The following is a 20,946-nucleotide window of genomic DNA, read 5'->3' as shown; positions in this document are numbered from 1 at the left end:
GGTTGCGGGCGCAGGCGGAGCGGCTCACCGAGCCGGTCGCGATCATCGGCATGAGCTGCCGTTTCCCCGGCGGGGTCCGGTCGCCGGAGGATCTGTGGCGGCTGGTCGTGTCGGAGGTCGACGCGGTGGGCCCGTTCCCGGCCGATCGCGGCTTCAACGCTTCCGGCTCCTACGTGCGGGAGGGCGGGTTCCTCGACGACGCGGCCGGGTTCGACGCCGAGTTCTTCGGGATCTCACCGCGCGAGGCGATGGTGATGGACCCGCAACAGCGGATCCTGCTGGAGCTCACGTGGGAGGTTTTCGAACGCGCGGGCGTCGACCCACGCGACCTGCGCGAGGTCGGCGTGTTCGCCGGCACCAACGGTCAGACCTACACCGACCTGGTCGACGCCTCGGACGGTTTCGCGCTCACGGGCACCGCGGCGAGCGTGCTGGCCGGGCGCGTGTCCTACGCGTTCGGGTTCGAGGGCCCGGCCATGACCGTCGACACCGCGTGCTCGTCGTCCTTGGTGGCGCTGCACCTCGCGGTGCAGGCGCTGCGGTCCGGCGAGTGCTCGCTGGCGGTCGCCGGTGGTGTGACGGTCATGTCGACCGCGCAGCTGTTCGAGGACTTCTCGCGGCAGGGTGGGCTGGCCGCGGACGGCCGGTGCAAGTCGTTCGCGTCCGGTGCGGACGGCACGAACTGGGGCGAGGGCGCCGGTCTGCTGCTGGTCGCGCGACTGTCCGACGCGGTCGCCCACGGCTACCCGGTGCTCGCGGTCGTGCGCGGTTCGGCGGTCAACTCCGACGGCGCGTCGAACGGCCTGACCGCGCCCAACGGCCCGTCACAGCAACGGGTCATCCGCGCGGCGCTGGCGTCCGCCGGTCTGTCCACTTCGGACGTCGATGCGGTGGAGGCGCACGGGACCGGGACTCTGCTGGGTGATCCGATCGAGGCACAGGCGCTGCTGGCGACCTACGGTCAGGAGCGCGACCAGCCGCTCTGGGTCGGCTCGGTGAAGTCGAACATCGGCCACACGCAGGCGGCGGCCGGGGTGGCGGGCGTGATCAAGATGGTGCACGCGATGCGCCACGGCCTGCTGCCGCGCTCCCTGCACGTGGCCGCCGTGTCCGACGCCGTCGACTGGTCCGGTGTCTCCGTGCTGACCGCGGCCCGCCCGTGGCCTTCCGTCGGCGCCCGGCCGCGCCGGTCTGCCGTGTCCTCATTCGGGATGAGCGGCACCAACGCCCACGTGATCTTGGAGGCCGCCGCCGCGACGGGGATCCCCCCGTTTTCCAGCGTATCGACTTCGGAGGGGCCTCGGGCCGCCACTGGGCGATCTGTGGACAACTCGCCGCCTGTGGACAACTCGCTGGTCAGCGGCGTCTCCGGCCCGGTTTTGTCGGCCACCCATGAGACGCTTAAGAAGGGGGCTTCGCGCCCCCTGGTGGGGGGCCAGGCGGAATCGATTCCGTTGTTGGTGACGGCCAAGACGCGCGGCGCGGTGCGGGAGCAGGCAGCGCGGCTGGCCGAGTGGATCGGCGACCTGGACCCAGGCGACTTGGACCCGGTCGACGTGGCGCATTCGCTGGTGACGACGCGGGTGGCGTTCGAGCACCGCGCGGTGCTGTCGCCGGCCGGTGAGCTGCTCGCGGAAGGCACCGCGGTCGGCGGCGCCACCGCGTTCCTGTTCTCCGGGCAGGGCGGGATGCGGCCCGGCATCGACGTCCCAGGGCTCGACTCGCTGATGTCGCTGGTGCCCCACCTGCCCCCGACCGACACCGGGTACGCGCAGCCCGCGTTGTTCGCGCTGCAGGTGGCACTGCTGCGGCTCACCGAGTCGTGGGGCGTGCGGCCGGACTTCGTCCTCGGCCACTCGGTCGGCGAGGTCGCCGCCGCGCACGCCGCAGGAATCCTGTCGCTCGAGGACGCCTGCACGCTGGTCTCCGCGCGCGCCGCGCTGATGCAGGCGTTGCCGCGCGGCGAGATGTACGCGGTGCGCGCCGGCGAGGACGAGGTCCGGCCGTTCCTCACCGACCAGGTGTCGATCGCCGCGGTCAACGCCCCGCGCTCGGTCGTGCTGTCCGGCCCCGGCGTCGCCGAGATCGCCACGCGGTGGGAGCACAAGCGGCTCGACGTGTCGCACTCGTTCCACTCGGTGGCGATGGACCCGATGCTGGACGACTTCCGCGCCGCCCTGTCCGGCGTGACGTTCCACCCGCCGACGGTGCCGATGATCTCCACTTCCTCGGGAGATCCGTGCACCGCCGACTACTGGGTGCGGCAGGTCCGCGAGCCGGTGCGGTTCCGCGACGGCATGCGGCGGCTGTCCTCGCTCGGCGCGGGGCGATACCTGGAGCTCGGGCCCACCGGGGTATTGAGCGCCCTTGGTCCGGAATGCGTGCCCAGCGGGGTGTTCGTGCCCGCCCTGCGCTCGGCGTCCGTGCAGACCGCGGTGGCCGAGCTGATCGTGGCCGGTGCCACGCAGTCGTTCACCGACGCGCGCAAGGTCGACCTGCCGACGTATGCCTTCCAGCACCAGCGGTTCTGGCCTTCATCCACTGTGGACGCATACCGCGTCGAATGGCGGCCGGTACCCGATGTCGAGCCGCGGCTGAGCGGAACGTGGCTGCTCGTCGCTCCGGACGGAGTCGACGCGGCGCCGTTCGAGCGGGCCCTGGCCCGCCATGGCGCTCGGGTCGTGCGATCCGGCGACGACGTGTCCGGCGTGCTGTCGTTGCTCGGCCCGGCCGAGACCGTCGAGCTGCTGCGCGACGTCCCGGCGCCTATGTGGTGCGTGACCTCCGGCGCGGCGCGCGACCCGCGGCAGGCGCAGTTGTGGGGTCTAGGAATGACCGCGGCGCTGGAACAACCCGGTCTGTGGGGCGGGCTGATCGATGTGCCTTCGGATTTCGACGATGTGGCCGCCGCACGGTTGGCGGCGGTGCTGGGCGGCGACGAGGACCAGGTGTCGATCCGGCCGACCGGAGTGTTCGTGCGCCGGCTCGCGCGGACGTCGATCACCGGCCCACAGTGGACACCAAATGGAACCGTGCTGATCACCGGCGGGACCGGTGCTCTTGGAGCCGCGGTCGCTCACCGGTTGGCCGGAGCGGACCTGGTGCTGGTGTCGCGGCGTGGCCCCGAAGCGCCGGGCGCGTCTTCGTTGCCCGGCGAGGTCGTGGCCTGTGACCTGTCCTCGCGTGACGAAGTGACCGCGCTGGTGACGCGGTTGCGTGATGAAGGCCGGCCGATCCGCGCGGTCATTCACGCGGCGGGCGTCAACGGGTACGGACCGTTGTCCACTTTGGAACCTGCTGACCTGGAAGCCGTGCTGGCGGCGAAGGTGACCGGCGCACAGTTGCTGGACGAGCTGTGCGGCGATCTCGACGCGTTCGTGTGCTTCTCGTCGATCGCCGGCGTGTGGGGCAGTGGCGGTCAGGCCGCCTACAGCGCCGCGAACGCCGCGCTGGACGCGCTGGTCGAGGACCGTCGGGCCCGTGGGCTCGCTGGAACGTCGATCGCGTGGGGTCCGTGGGACGGCGACGGCATGCTGGCCGACGCCGGTGACTTCGGCGATCGGCTGCGGCGCCTGGGACTCGTGCCGCTCGCGCCGTCGGTCGCGGTGACGACGCTGCTGTCGGCGATCGGCGGTCCGTCGGTCGTGGTGGCCGACGTGGACTGGGACGCGTTCGTGCCGGGGTTCACGGTCAGCCGGCCGAGCAAGCTGTTGTCGGACTTCGTTCCTCGCGCGGTGGAGGTGTCCGACGCGTTCCGCGTGCGGCTGTCCGAGCTGCCGGAGCGGGCGCGGGAACGGGCGGTGCTCGACGTGGTCCGCCGCGAGGCCGCGCTGGTGCTCGGGTACGCGAGCCCGGTGCCGGTGATGACGTCGTTCCGCGACCTCGGGTTCGACTCGCTGACCGCGGTCGAGCTGCGGGACCGGCTGATGGCGGCGGTCGGAATCGGATTGCCCGCGTCTGTGGCATTCGACCATCCGTCGCCCGGCGCGCTGGCCTCGTGGCTGTGCGGCGAACTGGTGCCGCCGGTCCAGCCGGCCATCCCCGACGGCGTCGACGAGATGGGGGTCGAGGAGTTGCTGGCGTTGGTCCGTGACGGCCGGGAGGATTTCGATGCAGCCTGACCAGCAGGCGCTCGCCGCGCTGCGCGAGTCCGTCAAGGAAGTGCAGCGGCTGCGGGAGCAGAACAAGCGGTTCACCGAGCCCGTCGCGATCGTCGGCATGGCATGTCGTTTTCCCGGTGGCGTCGGTTCGCCCGAGGACCTGTGGCAGCTCGTTTCATCCGGCCGTGACGTGGTTTCCTCCGTGGACCGCGGCTGGGGCCGGGCGTGGCCGGGTGGATTCCTCGACGACGTGGCCGGGTTCGACGCGGAGTTCTTCGGGATCTCCCCGCGTGAGGCCGCGGCGATGGACCCGCAGCAGCGGCTGTTCCTGGAAACGTGCTGGGAGGCGTTGGAACGCGCGGGCATCGACCCGTTCTCGTTGCGCGGCAGCAAAACCGGCGTGTACGCAGGCGTGTCGCGCGGCCGGTACGGGGACAACGAGCTGACCGGCACGCACACCAGCATCGTGTCCGGCCGCGTCGCCTACGTCCTCGGCCTCGAAGGCCCCGCCCTCTCCGTTGACACGGCGTGCTCCTCGTCGCTGGTGTCGCTGCACTTGGCGGTGCGGGCGTTGCGCGCCGGTGAGTGCTCGCTCGCACTGGCCGGCGGTGTCATGGTGATGACGTCGCCCGAGGCGTTCGAGGAGTTCTCGAAGCAGGGCGGACTGTCCTCCGACGGCCGCTGCAAGTCGTTCTCCGCTGCGGCCGACGGAACCGGCTGGGCCGAGGGCGTCGGTGTGCTCGCGGCGGCCCGGCTGTCCGACGCTGTCTCCCGCGGCTACCCGGTGCTGGCGATCGTGCGCGGCTCGGCCGTCAACTCCGACGGTGCCTCGAACGGCCTCACCGCGCCCAACGGTCCCGCACAGCAACGGGTCATCCACGCCGCGCTGGCCGACGCCGGTCTGTCCACTTCAGACGTTGATGCTGTTGAGGCGCACGGCACCGGAACCCGGTTGGGCGACCCGATCGAGGCGCAGGCGTTGCTGGCCACCTACGGGCAGCGTTCTGAGCCGGTGTGGCTGGGTTCGCTGAAGTCCAACATCGGCCACGCCCAGGCAGCGGCGGGCGTCGGCTCGGTCATCAAGGCCGTCATGTCCCTGCACCACGCGGTGCTGCCCGCGACCCTGCACGTCGACGAGCCCTCCACGGCGGTCGACTGGACCGCGGGCAACGTCCGGCTGCTCACCTCCGCGCGCCCGTGGCCTTCGGTCGACCGCCCACGCCGAATCGGCGTGTCCTCCTTCGGGATGAGCGGCACCAACGCCCACGTGATTCTCGAAAACTGCCCTGTGGATAACTCCATTTCGGCCCCGAATCTGTCAGACCAGCGTGAGACGCTTAAGAAGGGGACCTCGCGCCCCCCGGCGGGGGCCGAGGCGGAATCGATTCCGTTGCTGGTGTCGGGTCGGTCGGAAGCGGCGTTGCGGGAACAGGTCGCGCGGCTGCGGGCATGGCTGGCCGAGCGGCCCGAGATTGAGCCGGCCGATGTCGCGTGGTCGTTGGCCAACACGCGGGCGCGGTTCGAGCATCGGATGGCGGTGTTCGCGGACGACCGGGAACCGTTGACCGGTGTTGCGACGGATGGGGCGCTGGCGTATCTGTTCGCCGGCCAGGGATCGCAGCGCGTGGGGATGGAAACCGCGCTGTACGAGCGGTATCCAGTGTTCGCGGCCGCCTACGACAAGGTGCTCGAACACCTGGAACTGCCTGACCTCGACGTGGACGAGACCGGGTACGCGCAGCCCGCGTTGTTCGCGTTCGAAGTCGCGCTGTACCGGCTGCTCGAGTCGTGGGGCGTGCAGCCGGACCACGTGGTGGGGCATTCGGTCGGCGAGATCGCCGCCGCGCACGTCGCCGGCGTGCTGTCGCTCGAAGACGCGTGCGCGTTGGTGTCGGCGCGTGCCGAGCTGATGCAGGCGCTGCCGCGCGGCGGTGCGATGCTCGCCGTCCGGTGTGACGATCCGGGCGAGTTCGCCGAGCATGTCGCGGCGATCAACGGACCGCAGTCGGTGGTCTTCTCCGGTGACGAACAAATCATCGCGGACATTGAAAAGCGGTGGGGTGGCAAGCGGTTGCGCGTCAGCCACGCGTTCCACTCCGCGCGGATGGACCCGATGCTGGCGGAGTTCCGCCGGGTCGTCGAGCGGCTGACGTTCCGCCCGCCGGTGATCCCGATGGCCGGCGACGTGACCAACCCCGAGTACTGGGTGCGGCAGGTGCGCGAGCCGGTGCGGTTCTACGACGCCGTGCGCGCACTGCCCGAAGGCGCGCACTTCCTGGAGCTGGGCCCGGCTCCCGTGCTGAGCACGATGGTGGCCGAGTACGTCGACGGGGTAGTGGTGTCGGCGCTGCGGGCTGATGTGCGAGAAGCGGTCGCCGAGCTGCACGTCCATGGTGTGCCGGTCGACTGGTCGGCCGTGCTCGACGGGCACCGGATCGACCTGCCCACGTATGCGTTCCAGCGGAAGCGGTTCTGGCCGGAGGATCTGTCCACTCCGGACGAATATCGTGTCGTGTGGCGGCCCGTCGACCCGGCGCCGGCGAGCCTGAACGGCGAATGGCTCGTATACGGCGACAACCCGCGGGCACTGGAGTGCGCAGCGGCACTGGGGATTCGCGCCGTGGCGTCGCTCGAAGGGGAGTCGCCGCACGGTGTGCTGTCGTTCACCGACGACCTTATGACGAACGTCGAGCTGCTGCGGTCCGCCAGGTTGTGGTGTGTCACCCAAGATCCTTTGGTGTGGGGGTTTGGTCGCGTCGCCGCGCTGGAACACCCCGACCGGTGGGGCGGCCTCGTCGAGGTGACCGGCGACTGGTCGCGGCTCGTGGACGTCCTGGCCGGCGACGAGGACCAGGTCTCGATCCGGCCCGACGGGGTCTTCGCGCGCCGGGTGGTGCGCGCGGAAAGGCAGAACGACGCGGTGTGGCGGCCGCGCGGCACGGTCCTGGTGACCGGTGGCACCGGCGGGCTCGGTTCGGCCGTCGTGCGGTGGTTGCTGGACAACGGCGCCGACGACGTAGTGGTGGCCAGCCGAAGCGCCGGTTGTGACGTCGCGGACCGCGAGGCGCTCGCGAACCTGGTGGCACAGCACGACTTCACGGCCGTCGTGCACGCGGCGGGCATCGGCCCCTACACTTCGCTCGACGACCTCACGCAGGGCGACCTCGACGCCGTGTTCGCGGCCAAGGTCGAGGGTGCCCGCAACCTCGACGCGCTGATCGGCGACGTGGACGCGTTCGTCCTGTTCTCGTCGATCTCGGGCACGTGGGGGAGTGGTGAGCAGGCCGCCTACAGCGCGGGCAACGCGTTCCTGGACGCGCTCGCCCACGACCGGCGGGCCCGCGGCCTGAAGGCGACGTCGATCGCGTGGGGACCGTGGGCCGAGATCGGCATGGCCGCCGAAGCCCATACGTCCCAACGTTTGCGACGTCGCGGGCTCGTGCCGTTGGATCCGCATCGCGCGATCGACGCGATGAGCGCGGCCGTCGGCCGGGACGAGACTTCCCTGGTGGTGGCGAACGTCGACTGGGACGTGTTCGCGGCCGCGTTCACGTCGAGGCGGCCCAGTCACCTGTTCGACGAGATCCTGCCGCCGCGCGAGGTCGTGGTCAGTGAACGCGAGCTGCTGGAGCTCGTCCGGAGCCATGCTGCTGCGGCACTTGGCCACGACGGGCCGGCGGCGGTCGAGCCCGCGCGTGCGTTCAAGGAACTCGGCTTCGACTCCCTGGCCGCGCTGGACCTGCGAGACCGCCTGAACAAGGTGACCGGCCTGACGCTGCCCGCCACGATCGTCTACGACCATCCGGACGCCACCTCGCTCGCGGACCGGTTGCGCGCCGAGCTCTTCGGTGGTGTGTCCGACGATGGACCGGTGCGGGTGGCGGCCGACGAGCCGATCGCCATCGTGGCCATGGGCTGCCGGTTCCCCGGCGGTGTCGAGTCGCCCGACGACCTGTGGCGCCTCGTGTCCGGCGGCGGGGATGCGATCACGGGCTTTCCCGCTGATCGCGGCTGGAGTCTCACGGGCGAGGGCGGCTTCCTCGACCTGGCTTCGTTCGACGCGGCGTTCTTCGGGATCTCGCCACGAGAGGCGCTGGCGATGGACCCGCAGCAGCGGCTGCTGCTGGAGGTCGCCTGGGAGTCGTTCGAACGCGCGGGCATTGCGCCGGGATCGTTGCGCGGCAAGGACATCGGTGTGTTCGTCGGCGCGACCGCCACGAGCTACGGCACGCTGGTGACCGGCGCCGACGGACACGTGCTGACCGGCGCGGCCGCGAGTGTCCTTTCCGGACGTATCGCCTACACGCTCGGCCTGGAGGGCCCGGCGATCACGATCGACTCTGCTTGCTCGTCGTCGCTGGTGTCGTTGCACCTCGCGGTGCGGGCGCTGCGCGCGGGTGAGTGCTCGATGGCACTGGCCGGCGGCGTCGCGATCATCCCGACGACCGAGGTGTTCACCGAGTTCGGTGAGCAGGGCGGGCTCGCGGCGGATGGTCGCTGCAAGCCGTTCGCCGCGGCGGCCGACGGAACCTCGTTCGGTGAGGGCGCTGGTCTTGTGCTGGTGGAACGGCTGTCCGACGCGCAGCGGCTGGGACATCCGGTGCTTGCCGTGATCCGCGGGTCGGCGATCAATCAGGACGGCGCGTCCAACGGGCTCACCGCACCCAACGGACTCGCCCAGCAGCGGGTGATCCGCGCCGCGCTGGCCGATGCCGGTCTGGCTACTTCGGACGTGGATGTGGTCGAGGCGCACGGCACCGGGACTCGGCTGGGCGACCCGATCGAAGCGAGTGCGCTGCTCGCCACCTACGGGCAGGACCGGGCCGACCCGCTGCTGGTCGGATCGGTCAAGTCCAACATCGGCCACACGCTGCAGGCGGCGGGTGTGGCGGGCGTGATCAAGATGGTGCTGGCGATGCGGCACGGCGAACTTCCCGGCACGCTGCACGTCGACGCGCCCACCCCGCACGTCGACTGGACCGCGGGCAACGTCGAGCTCATCACTGCCACCCGCCCCTGGCCGTCGGTCACCCGCCCCCGCCGAGCCGGTGTCTCGTCGTTCGGGATGAGCGGCACCAACGCGCACGTGATTCTCGAAAACTCCCCTGTGGATAACTCCCTTTCGGCCCCGAATCTGTCAGACCCGCGTGAGACGCTTAAGAAGGGGACCTCGCGCCCCCCGGCGGGGGGCCAGACGGGATCGATTCCGAAGCTGGAGCCGGAATTGGGGGCGGCGTCGGCGGCGGTCCCGTTGGTGGTGTCGGCGAAATCGGCCGGGGCGTTGCGGGAGCAGGCTCGGCGGTTGCGGGACGGCGTGGCGGGGCTTGCCGTCGAGGATGTCGCGTATTCGCTGATCACCGGGCGGTCGTTGTTCGAGCATCGGGCTGTCGTGCTGGCGAAGGACGGCGCCGGGCTCGAGGACGGGTTGGGCTCGCTGGCCGAGGATCGGCCGGCGCCGCACGTGGTGCGCGGCGAGGTCAACCCCGGCGGCGTGGTGTTCGTGTTCCCCGGTCAAGGATCGCAGTGGCGCGGGATGGCCGCCGAGCTGATGGCGACCTGCGAGGTGTTCCGTGACAGTGTGCGGAAGTGCGCCGAGGCGTTCGAGCCGTTCCTCGACTGGTCCCTTGAAGACGTGCTCCGCGACGGCGAACTCGATCGGATCGACGTAGTGCAGCCCGCGCTGTTCGCGACGATGGTGTCGCTGGCCGCGGTGTGGCGGTCCTTCGGCGTCGAACCGGACGCGGTCGTCGGGCACAGCCAGGGGGAGATCGCCGCCGCGCACGTCGCCGGCGGACTGTCGTTGCAGGAGGCGGCACGGATCATCGCCGTGCGCAGCAAAGCGCTGACGACGATCGACGGACGCGGCGGACTGCTGTCCGTGCCGCTGTCGAAGGACGAGGCCCTGCGCCGGATCGGCGACCGCGCCGACGTGATCTCGATCGGCGCCGTCAACGGCCCGGCCACGGTCACACTCAGCGGCGACGCGGCCGCCCTCGACGAACTGCACCACGAAGTGGAGGCCGAGGGCATCCGGTCGCGGCGGGTCGCAGGCGTACAAACTGCCGCGCATTCGCCGCAGGTCGCCGCCCTCCGCGAGCACCTCGAGCGCGAGTTCGCCGACATCACTCCGGGCACGGCGCGGATTCCGTTCTGCTCGACCGTCACCGGAGAGGTGATGGACGTCGCCGGCATGGACGCCGGCTACCTCTACCGCAACCTGCGCGAGCCGGTCGACTTCGAAGCCGCGGCGCGCACGCTCCTCACGCAGGGGCATCGAATCTTCATCGAGGTCAGCCCGCATCCCGTGCTGCGCCTGGGACTGCGCGACACCGCTGAGTCGATGAACCTCGACGCGACCGTCGTCGGCACGCTGCGCCGCGAGGAGGGCGGCCTCGACCGGATCCGGCTCTCCCTCGCCGAAGCACACGTCAGCGGTGTGCCCGTCGAGTGGGGCGTGACCGGCCGGCGCGTCGAGCTGCCCACCACGGCGTTCCTGCGGCAGCGGTTCTGGCCCGAGCCACGCGCCGAAACGCAGGCGAGCCCGGACGAGACGCGGTTCTGGACCGCGGTCGAACACCAGGACCTGGACGCGCTCGCCGACACGTTGTCGCTCACTCCCGACGAGGTCAGCGCGGTCGCGCCGGCGCTGGCGCAGTGGCGCAAGCGCTCGCGCGATGAGTCTGTTGTGGACGGATGGCGCTATCGGATCGCTTGGGAGACGGTCGAAAGCACGGTCACACTCACCGGCACCTGGTTGCTCATCGGTGACGTCGAACTCCCCGGCCACGTCGACACGACCCGTGACCGCGACCGGCCGGTCGACGGCGTGCTGGCCGCGCCCGAGTCCGCCTACGAGGTGGCGGAGCTGCTGCGCACGGTCGGCGCACCGCTGTGGTGCGTGACCCGCCAGGCCGTGTCGACCGGGCGGTCCGACCGGATCGCCGACCCGCGCCGCGCGCAGATCTGGGGCGCGGGCATCGTGGCCGGGTTGGAGCACCCCGAACGCTGGGGTGGCCTGATCGACCTGCCCGAGGAGAGCGACGACCGGATTCTGCAACGGCTCGCGAATGCCCTGGCGGGCAAGGAAGACCAGGTCGCGATCCGCGCGAGGGGTACCTACGCGCGACGGCTCGTGCGCGCGAAACGTGCGGGCACGCCGCAGCCGTGGCAGCCGCGCGGCACGGTTCTGATCACCGGCGGTACGGGCGTTGTGGGCGCGCACGTCGCACGCTGGCTGCATCGCAACGGCGCCGAGCAGCTCGTGCTCACCAGCCGGCGCGGCCTCGACGCGCCAGGTGCCGCGGAGCTGGCCGAAGAGCTGAACGCGACGGTCGTGGCGTGTGACGTCACAGACCGCGAGGCGCTCGCGCACCTCGTCGCACAGTACGACTTCACGGCGGTGTTCCACGCGGCGGGCGTCGGCGACCCGGTATCGCTGGCCGACGCCACGCCGGAGGACTTCGCGGCGGCCAAAGTGGACGGTGCCGCGCACCTGGACGAGCTGCTCGGCGACGTGGACGCGTTCGTGCTGTTCTCGTCCAACGCGGGCGTGTGGGGTGCCGGTGGCGCCGGCCCGTACGCGGCGGCCAACGCCTACCTCGACGCGCTCGCCGAACACCGGCGTAGCCGTGGGCTGAAGGCGACCTCGATCGCATGGGGAGCTTGGGGTGCGGGTGGTATGGCGGCCGGTGCGGGTGGCGACCGGGCGCGGCGGCGCGGCATGCGCGACATGGCCCCGGAACTGGCGATCACCGCGCTGGCGCAGGCTTTGGACGACGACGAGACGTTCCTGTCGATCGCCGACGTCGACTGGGAGCGGTTCGTCCCGACGTTCACGGCGCTGCGGCCGAGTCCGCTGCTCGCGGAGTTCAGCGAGGACGTGGTCGAGGAGACGGCGGTCGCGCTGGCCGAGACCGAACTGCTCGACCTGATCCGGTCCGAGGCGGCGGCCGTGCTCGGTCACCCGTCGAAGGACGCCGTGCCCGCGCGGCGGGCATTCCGCGACGGCGGGTTCGACTCGCTCACCGCCGTGGAACTGCGCGACCGCCTCAGCCGGGTGCTCGGCGTGCGGCTGCCCGCGACGCTCGTGTTCGACCACCCGACGCCGGCCGTGCTCGCCGCGCACCTCAGTGGTTCGGTCGCCACGGAGGTTGCTGCGGAATCCACTGTGGACGAACCGATCGCCATCGTGTCGATGGGATGTCGGTTGCCCGGTGGTGTCGAGTCGCCGGAAGACCTGTTGCGGCTGCTCGTCGACGAGGTGGACGCGGTCGCCGCCTACCCGCGTGACCGCGGCTGGAGCACCACCGGCGCCGCGACCGACGAAGGCGGGTTCGTGCGCGACGCGGACTCGTTCGACGCGGACTTCTTCGGCATCTCGCCGCGCGAGGCGGTGGCGATGGACCCGCAGCAACGGCTGGTGCTGGAGATGGCGTGGGAGGTGCTCGAACGCGCGGGCATCGACCCGTCGTCGGTGCGCGGCAGCCAGACCGGCGTGTTCATCGGCGCCTCGCCGTCGCTGTACGGGCTCGGCGCCGACGACTCGGACGGTTACCTGCTGACCGGCAGTGCGATGAGCGTGATCTCTGGCCGTGTCGCCTACGCGCTCGGCCTCGAGGGGCCTGCGTTGTCGATCGACACGGCGTGCTCGTCGTCGCTGGTCGCGCTGCACACCGCGGCCGAGGCGCTGCGGCGTGGTGAGTGCGCGATGGCGCTCGCGGGTGGTGTCGCGGTGATGGCGACGCCGACGGTGTTCGCCGAGTTCAGCAGGCAGGGCGGCATGGCCGCGGACGGCCGGTGCAAGTCGTTCTCCTCGTCGGCCGACGGCACGGGCTGGGGGGAAGGTGTCGCTCTGCTGTTGCTGGAACGTCTTTCCGACGCGCGGCGCAACGGCCACCGCGTGCACGCGGTCATCCGCGGGTCGGCGGTGAACTCCGATGGCGCGTCCAACGGGCTCACGGCGCCCAACGGTCCTTCGCAGCAACGCGTGATTCGCGCGGCGTTGCAACGCGCCGGTCTGTCCACTTCGGACGTCGATGTCGTTGAGGGGCACGGGACCGGGACTCGGCTGGGTGATCCGATCGAGGCGCAGGCGCTGCTCGCTACCTATGGGCAGCGGTCTGCTCCGGTGTGGCTGGGGTCCTTGAAGTCCAACATCGGCCACACGCAGGCCGCTTCGGGGGCGGCCGGCGTGATCAAGATGGTCATGGCGATGCGGCACGGGGTTCTTCCGCGCACCCTGCACGTATCCGAACCCACGCCCGAGGTCGACTGGACCGTTGGCAACGTCTCTCTGCTTACCGCCGCCCGCCCGTGGGACTCGACCACCCGTCGGGCCGGTGTGTCCTCTTTTGGGGTCAGCGGCACGAACGCCCACGTGATCTTGGAGGCGGCCGCCGCGACGGGGATCCCCCCGTTTTCCAGCGTATCGAGTTTGGAGGGGGATCGGGCGGCCGCCGGGCGATCTGTGGACAACTCGTCGGCTGTGGATAACTCGCTGGTCAGCGGCGCCTTCGAGCCGGTTTTGTCGGACCCCCGTGAGACGCTTAAGAAGGGGGCTTCGCGCCCCCCGGCGGGGGGCCAGGCGGGATCGATTCCGATGGTGGTGTCGGCGAAGTCTGAGGCTGCGTTGGATGCGCTGATCGCGAAGGTGCGGGTGGCGGAGGGGGATCCGCTGGACGTCGCGTTCACGCTGGCGACCGCGCGGGCTCGGTTCGATCACCGGGCGGTGCTGCGCGCGGGTGAGGTGATCGCGAAGGGGATGGCGCGCGAGGGGGCGACGGCGTTCCTGTTCTCCGGGCAGGGAACGCAGCGCGCCGGCATGGGGCGTGGGCTGTACGAGGCGTTCCCGGTGTTCGCCGACGCGTTCGACCGGGTGTGCCGGCGGTTCGACCAGCTGCTCGACCGGCCGATCCGCGACGTGATGTGGTCGGGTGACGGCCTGGACGAGACGCGGTTCGCGCAGCCCGCGCTGTTCACGTTGCAGGTGGCGCTGTTCCGGCTGCTCGAGTCGTGGGGACTGCGAGCAGACCACCTTGTCGGCCACTCGATCGGTGAGATCTCCGCGGCACACGTCGCGGACAGGCTGTCGCTCGACGACGCCTGCACGCTCGTCGCCGCGCGGGCCCGGCTGATGAGCGAGATGCGGCCCGGCGTCATGTACGCCGTGCGGGCGACGGAGGCCGAGATCCCCGACGGCGTCGAGATCGCCGCGATCAACGGGCCCCGCTCGCTCGTTCTCGCGGGCGACGAGGACGTTGTGCGGCCGGTCGCGGAACGGTTCGGCGGCAAGCGGCTCAAGGTGTCGCACGCCTTCCACTCCGCGCACATGGAGCCGATGCTGGACGAGTTCCGCGGCATCGTCCGCACCCTCGACTGCGACGACCCCGAGTACTGGGTGCGGCAGGTGCGCGAACGCGTTCGATTCGCGGACGACGTCACCGAAACCGGTGCCAAAAGGTTTCTTGAGGTCGGACCGGACGCCGCGCTCACCGCCTTGGTCGACGGCTGCGTCCCGGCACTGCGAGCCGGAAAAGCAGAACCGGAAACCCTTGTCAAAGCGGTCGCCGAGCTCTTCGTGCTGGGTGCGGAGGTCGACTGGGCCGCGATGTTCGAGGGCGGCCGCATCGTGGACGTGCCCACGTACCCGTTCCAGCGACAGCGCTTCTGGCTCGGTCGGCAGTCCACAGTGGATCCGTGGCGGTACCGGGTCGAGTGGCGGCGAGTCGCCGAACCCGCGACGAAGGCGGGCAACTGGCTCGTCATCGCCTACGACGAGGAACTGCAGCTCCCGTTCTCACGACTGGTCATCCGGAAAGAAGATCTCGACCGGGCGAAGCTTGCGGACCTGTTGCGGCACCGGCAGTTCGACGGCGTGATCTCGTTGCTGGCGTTCGACACGACGCCGCACGGCGAGATCAGCGCGGGCCTCGCGGGCACGGTTCTGCTCACGCAGGCGCTCGGCGACATCGGCAGCACCGCACGACTGTGGTGCGTTACCAACGACGACAGCGCGGAACAGGCCCAGATCTGGGGGCTCGGTCGCGTGGCGGCGCTGGAGCACCCCGAACGCTGGGGCGGTCTCGTCGACCTGGCCGTGCCCGACGTCGAACGGCTGTGCCGCGTGGTCACGGGCACCGAGGACCAGGTGTCGATCCGCGAGGACGGCGTGTACGCGCGGCGGCTCGTGCCCGCCGAAGCGACGGCGAAATGGCGGCCGCGTGGCACAGTGTTGATCACCGGTGGCACCGGCGCGCTCGGTATGCGCGTCGCGACGTGGGCGGCTCGCCACGGCGCCGAGCACCTCGTGCTGGTCAGCCGGCGCGGTGCGGATGCCTTGGTGTTGAACGCGCTCGACGAACTCGGGGTGCGGGTGACGGTGGAGACGCTGGACGTCGCCGATCGGGACGCGCTCGCCGGGCTCGTCGAGAAGCTGCGCGCCGACGGCACGACGATCACTGCCGTCGTGCACGCCGCGGGTGTCGGTCAGCACGAGCGGCTGGCCGACAGCACGGTCGGCGACTTCGCGACCGTGCTGCACGGCAAGGTCGCCGGCGCGAACAACCTCGACGAGGTGTTCGACGAGCCGCTCGACGCGTTCGTGCTGTTCTCCTCGATCTCGGCGACCTGGGGCAGCGCCTATCAACCGGCCTACGCCGCCGCCAACGCCCACCTCGACGCGCTCGCCGCCCGGCGCCGCGCCCGCGGCCTGGCCGCGACGTCGATCGCGTGGGGACCGTGGGACGACGGTGGCATGGGGGAGAGCGCGGAGATCCGCGACTTCCTGCGCAAACGCGGGCTCGAGCTGATGGCGCCGGAGGTGGCCGTCGCCGCGGTCGCCTACGACGGGAACCTGACCGTCGCGCACGTCGACTGGCCGCGGTTCCTGCCCACGTTCACCTCCGCCCGGCCCAGCCCGCTGTTCGAGGCCTTCCAACCATCAGAGTCCGCTGTGGACAGCAAGCGTTTGCTCGACGTGGTGCGGCAACGGGTAGCGGACGTGTTGGGCCACTCGTCTGTTGTGGACGTGGAGAAAGCCTTCAACGACATGGGGTTCGACTCGCTGACCGCGGTCGAACTGCGCAACCACCTCAGCGCCGACACGGGTCTGACGCTGCCCTCGACGCTCGTGTTCGACCATCCAACGCCGGCAGCGCTCGCGCACCATCTGGAGCAGTTGCTCCACCCCACGACCGACGTCCTCGGCGAGCTGGAGACGGCGTTCGAAGCGATGCCCGACACCGAACGCGAGGAGGCGGCGGCGAGGTTGCGGGCGTTGCTCGCGAGGTGGGACAAGTCCGCCGACGACGATCTCGCGGACGTCTCGGCCGACGAGCTGCTGGAGATCATCAGCCGGGAGGTCGGCTGACATGGCCGACACGAAACAGCTGCTGGACAACCTGAAGCTCGTCATGGCCGACCTGCGCAAGACCAAGCGCCGGCTCGCCGAGATCGAGTCGGAGCCGATCGCGATCATCGGCATGAGCTGCCGTTACCCCGGCGGCGTGCGATCGCCCGGGGACCTGTGGGAGATCGCACGCTCGGGCCGGGACGTGGTGGCACCGTCGGACCGCTGGGAACGCGCGTGGCCGGGCGGGTTCCTCGACGACGTCGCCGGGTTCGACGCGGAGTTCTTCGGCATCTCGCCACGGGAAGCGCTCGCGATGGACCCGCAACAGCGGCTGTTCTTGGAGGTCTCCTGGGAGCTGTTCGAACGCGCGGGAATCGACCCGCTTTCGGTGCGCGGCAGCCGGACCGGTGTCTTCGCGGCGACCAACTCGCAGGAGTACCTGTCGTTGCTGCCGCCGTTGCGGGCACAGCTCGACGGGCACATCGCGACCGGCAACGTCGTCAGCGTCGTGTCCGGACGCGTCGCCTACTCGCTCGGCCTCGAAGGGCCCGCGGTGACCGTGGACACCGCGTGCTCCGGTTCGCTCGTCGCACTGCACCTCGCCGCGGGGGCTTTGCGGCGCGGTGACTGCTCGCTCGCCGTCGCCGGTGGCGTGACCGTGATGGCGACGCCCGGCATCTTCCTCGAGTTCACCAGCCAGGGCGGGATGGCGGCGGACGGCCGGTGCAAGTCGTTCTCATCGACGGCTGATGGCACGGGCTGGGCCGAAGGTGTCGGCGTGTTGCTGCTCGAACGGCTTTCCGACGCCGAACGCAACGGGCACCGCGTGCTCGCCGTGGTCCGTGGTTCGGCGATCAACCAGGACGGCGCGTCCAACGGGCTCACCGCACCGAGCGGCCGCGCGCAGGAACGGGTGATCCGTGCCGCGCTGGCTTCGGCTGGCCTGTCTACTTCGGACATCGATGCCGTTGAGGCGCACGGTACCGGGACTCGGTTGGGCGACCCGATCGAGGCGCGTGCGTTGCTGGCCACCTACGGGCAGCGATCTGCTCCGGTGTGGCTGGGGTCTTTGAAGTCCAACATGGGGCACGCGCAGGCCGCGTCCGGGGCCGGCGGCGTGATCAAGATGGTGCACGCCATGCAGCACGGACTGCTGCCGCAGACCCTGCACGTCGACCGGCCGACGCCCGAGGTCGACTGGGCGAGCGGCGCGGTCTCCTTGCTGACCTCCGCGCGCCCCTGGCCGGCGGTCGACCGCCCGCGCCGGGCGGCCGTCTCCGCGTTCGGGGTCAGCGGCACCAACGCGCACGTGATCTTGGAAGCCGCCGCGACGGGGATCCCCCCGTTTTCCAGCGTATCGAGTTTGGAGGGGGCTCGGGCGGCCGCTGGGCGATCTGTGGATAACTCGGTTCCGCTGGTGGTGTCGGCCAAGTCGGCCGGGGCGTTGCGGGTGCTGGTGGAGCGGGTGAAGGCCGTGGAGGCCACGCCCCTCGACGTCGGGTTCTCGTTGGCCACCACGCGGGCGCTCCTCCCGCACCGTGCGGTCCTGGTGGACGGAGAGGTGCTCGCCGAAGGTGTCGCGGTCGAGGGCGGGACGGCGTTCCTGTTCTCCGGCCAGGGCACGCAGAGGCCCGGCATGGGGCGGGAGCTGTGCGAGAAGTACCCCGTGTTCGCCGAAGCGTGGGACGAGGTCACAAGCAAGCTGGAGATCCCGGACCTGCCCGTCGACCAGACCGGCCACGCGCAGCCGGCGCTCTTCGCGTTCCAGGTCGCGCTCGTGCGGCTGTACGAAGAATGGGGCGTCAAACCCGACCGCGTGCTCGGCCACTCCGTCGGCGAGATCGCGGCCGCACACGTCGCGGGAACCCTGAACCTCGACGAGGCATGCACGATCATCAACGCCCGCGCGAGGCTGATGCAGAACCTCCCGCGCGGCGGCGCGATGTACGCGGTGCGTGCCAAGGAGAACGACTTGCCGCCGCTGCCGGACAACGTCAGCATCGCGGCGATCAACGGGCCAGCCTCGCTGGTGCTGAGCGGCGACGAGAAGGAGCTCGAAGAGCTCGTCAAAGGCATGCGCGCCAAGCGGTTGAACGTGAGTCACGCATTCCACTCACCGCTGATGCAGCCGATGCTCGACGACTTCCGCTGTGCCACGAACTGCGACGAGTACTGGGTGCGGCAGATCGTCGAACCCGTCCGCTTCTACGACGGCATCAGGAAGCTCACCGGCGTGAGCAGGTTCGTCGAGATCGGGCCGGGCACCGAGCTCACCGCACTCGCCGCCGACTGCGTGACCGACCCGCACGCCGTCTTCATCGACAGCACCGACCCGGCCCGCGCCCGCGCGACCCTGCTGGCCACCGGCGGCAAACCGGACGAGTACCGGGGCGGACAGCGGATCGACCTGCCGACCTACCCGTTCCAGCACAAAAGGTTCTGGCCGGACACACCAATCCAAATCCACGAGCCGACAGAAGACGAGAGCATTCTCGGCACGATCAAGAGCATCGCGAAGAAGGTCCTCGGGCACACCGAGATCGACCCCGATCGCAAGTTCCTCGAACTCGGCTTCGACTCGCTCACCACCGCCCGGTTCCGCCGCGCACTGCAGACCGCGATCGGCCGCGAGCTGCCCACCACGCTGATCTACGACCACCCCACGCCCGCCGACCTGGCCGAGCACCTCGAAAAAGCCGTACCGGCGAGCCTGATCAGCGAGCTGTTCCGGAGCGGAACCGACATCACCACCCTGCTCAAGGAAGCCGCCCGGCTGCGTCCCCGCAAGAACCAGGGCATCGAGCTCGTCAAGCTCGCCGAAGGACGAGGCCCGGCGTTGATCGGCTGCGGCGGGCTCGTGGCGACCGCGGGACCGCACGAATTCCTGCCGTTCACGAAGAACGGCAGGGCGGTCAGCGCCTTCGGGCAGCCCGGGTTCAAACCCGGCGAGCCGCTGCCGGAAAGCCTCGAGGCACTCATCGAAAAACAGGCCGAACTGATCACCAAGGGAACAGTCCTGATAGGACACTCGGCCGGTGGCGTGGTGGCGCACGCGCTGACGCGGCACCTGGAGGCCAGGGGAGTGTTCCCGGAGGCGTTGGTGCTGCTGGACGTCTTGAGCGAGCCGACCATCAGGGCCTGGCACGACGACCTGCGAACAAAGCTGACCGGTCCGATCGACGACCACCGGCTCACCGCGATGGCCGCGTACGGCGAGCTGTACGCGAACCATCGGCCGGAACCGGTGCGCGCCAGGACGTTGCTGGTGCGCGCGACCGAACCGCTGGGCGCGCCGGTCGACGGCTGGCGGGCGGCGTGGGAGTACGCGCACGACGTGATCGACGTGCCCGGCGACCACTTCACGATGATGAACGAGCACACCGCGAGCGTCGTGCACGACTGGCTCGGATGAGAGGTGTTGACGAGATGATGCTGACCACCACCCGACCGAAGATCATCGGCAACGGCACGGCCGTCACCGAGGACTCCTACACCCAGGAGGAGCTGCTCGACATCTTCTCGATCTCCGACGAGCGCATCCGCGCGGTGTTCCGCAACAGCGCGATCGAACGCCGCAACCTGACCCTGCCGCCGCGCGGCCCGGACGGGGTGCCCCAGACCGAGACGCAGGGCGAGCTCCTGCGGAAGCACACAAGAAACGCCGTCGACATGGGTTCACGCGCGGTCCAGGCGTGTCTCAAGGAGACCGGCGCCGACCTGTCGGACGTCAAATACCTGTGCTGCGTCACGACAACCGGTTTCCTCACGCCCGGAATCAGTGCCCGCATCATCAAGGATCTGGGCCTCGCGCAGTCGACGAGCAGGCTCGACGTGGTCGGCATGGGCTGCAACGCCGGGCTCAACGGGCTGACCGCCACCGCCACCTGGGCCGCCGCTCACCCCGGCGAGCTGGCCGTGATGGTGTGCGTCGAAGTGTGTTCCGCCGCCTACGTTTTCGACGGCACCATGCGCACCGCGATCGTCAACAGCCTGTTCGGCGACGGCGCCGCGGCGGTCGCGTTGCGCGCCGGCGAGGAGGGGGAGGGGCCGGAGCTGCTGAAGTTCTCCAGCCGCATCATCCCCGAGGCGCTCGAGGCGATGCGCTACGACTGGGACGACGAGGCCGGTAAGTTCAGCTTCTATCTCGACCGCGACGTCCCGTACGTCGTCGGCGCCAACGCCGAGACCGTCATCGGCGAACTGCTGGCGGGCACGGGTGTGCGGCGCAGCGACGTCGCGCACTGGATCATCCATTCCGGCGGCAAGAAGGTCATCGACTCGGTGAGCGTGAACCTCGGCCTCACCAAGCACGACGTGCGGCACACGATGAGCGTGCTGCGCGACCACGGAAATCTCTCCAGCGGCTCGTTCCTGTTCTCCTTCGGGCGGCTGCTGGACGAGAACGTCGTCAGCCCCGGCGACTACGGCGTGTTCATGACGATGGGACCGGGTTCCACGATCGAGACCGCACTGGTCCGGTACTGAAAGGTGTTGAGG

General features: G+C 70.4%; 3 protein-coding genes and 1 pseudogene. All 4 read left to right on the top strand.

Annotation, left to right across the window (positions count from 1 at the left end; all coding sequences use genetic code 11):
- Positions 1-29 precede the first annotated feature (29 nt).
- Positions 30-4,121, top strand: a pseudogene (locus QSK35_RS06155) (type I polyketide synthase); the annotation flags it as partial.
- A complete protein-coding gene (locus QSK35_RS06150) occupies positions 4,111-16,467 on the top strand; it encodes a type I polyketide synthase (RefSeq protein WP_285743102.1) in 12,357 nt (4,118 codons plus the stop codon). The pseudogene QSK35_RS06155 and the gene QSK35_RS06150, both read left to right, overlap by 11 nt.
- Position 16,468: 1 nt before the next feature.
- Complete coding sequence (locus QSK35_RS06145) at positions 16,469-19,861, top strand: type I polyketide synthase (RefSeq protein WP_285743100.1); 3,393 nt, start codon at positions 16,469-16,471, stop codon at positions 19,859-19,861.
- A 14-nt stretch (positions 19,862-19,875) separates the two neighbouring features.
- Positions 19,876-20,934, top strand: a complete 1,059-nt coding sequence (gene dpgA / locus QSK35_RS06140) for a 3,5-dihydroxyphenylacetyl-CoA synthase DpgA (RefSeq protein ID WP_285743099.1) — start codon at positions 19,876-19,878, stop codon at positions 20,932-20,934.
- Positions 20,935-20,946 lie beyond the last annotated feature (12 nt).

It is taken from the genome of Lentzea sp. NBRC 105346 (assembly GCF_030269605.1).
Taxonomy (GTDB): Bacteria; Actinomycetota; Actinomycetes; order Mycobacteriales; family Pseudonocardiaceae; genus Lentzea.
The sequence above is the reverse complement of the archived record's forward strand: the minus strand, read 5'-3'. Positions and strand labels throughout refer to the sequence as shown.

Excerpts from the sequence above, each read along its gene's own strand:
- QSK35_RS06150 (WP_285743102.1), top strand. The coding sequence starts at position 4,111 with ATGCAGCCTGACCAGCAGGCGCTCGCCGCGCTGCGCGAGTCCGTCAAG.
- QSK35_RS06145 (WP_285743100.1), top strand. The coding sequence starts at position 16,469 with ATGGCCGACACGAAACAGCTGCTGGACAACCTGAAGCTCGTCATGGCC.
- dpgA (WP_285743099.1), top strand. The coding sequence starts at position 19,876 with ATGATGCTGACCACCACCCGACCGAAGATCATCGGCAACGGCACGGCC.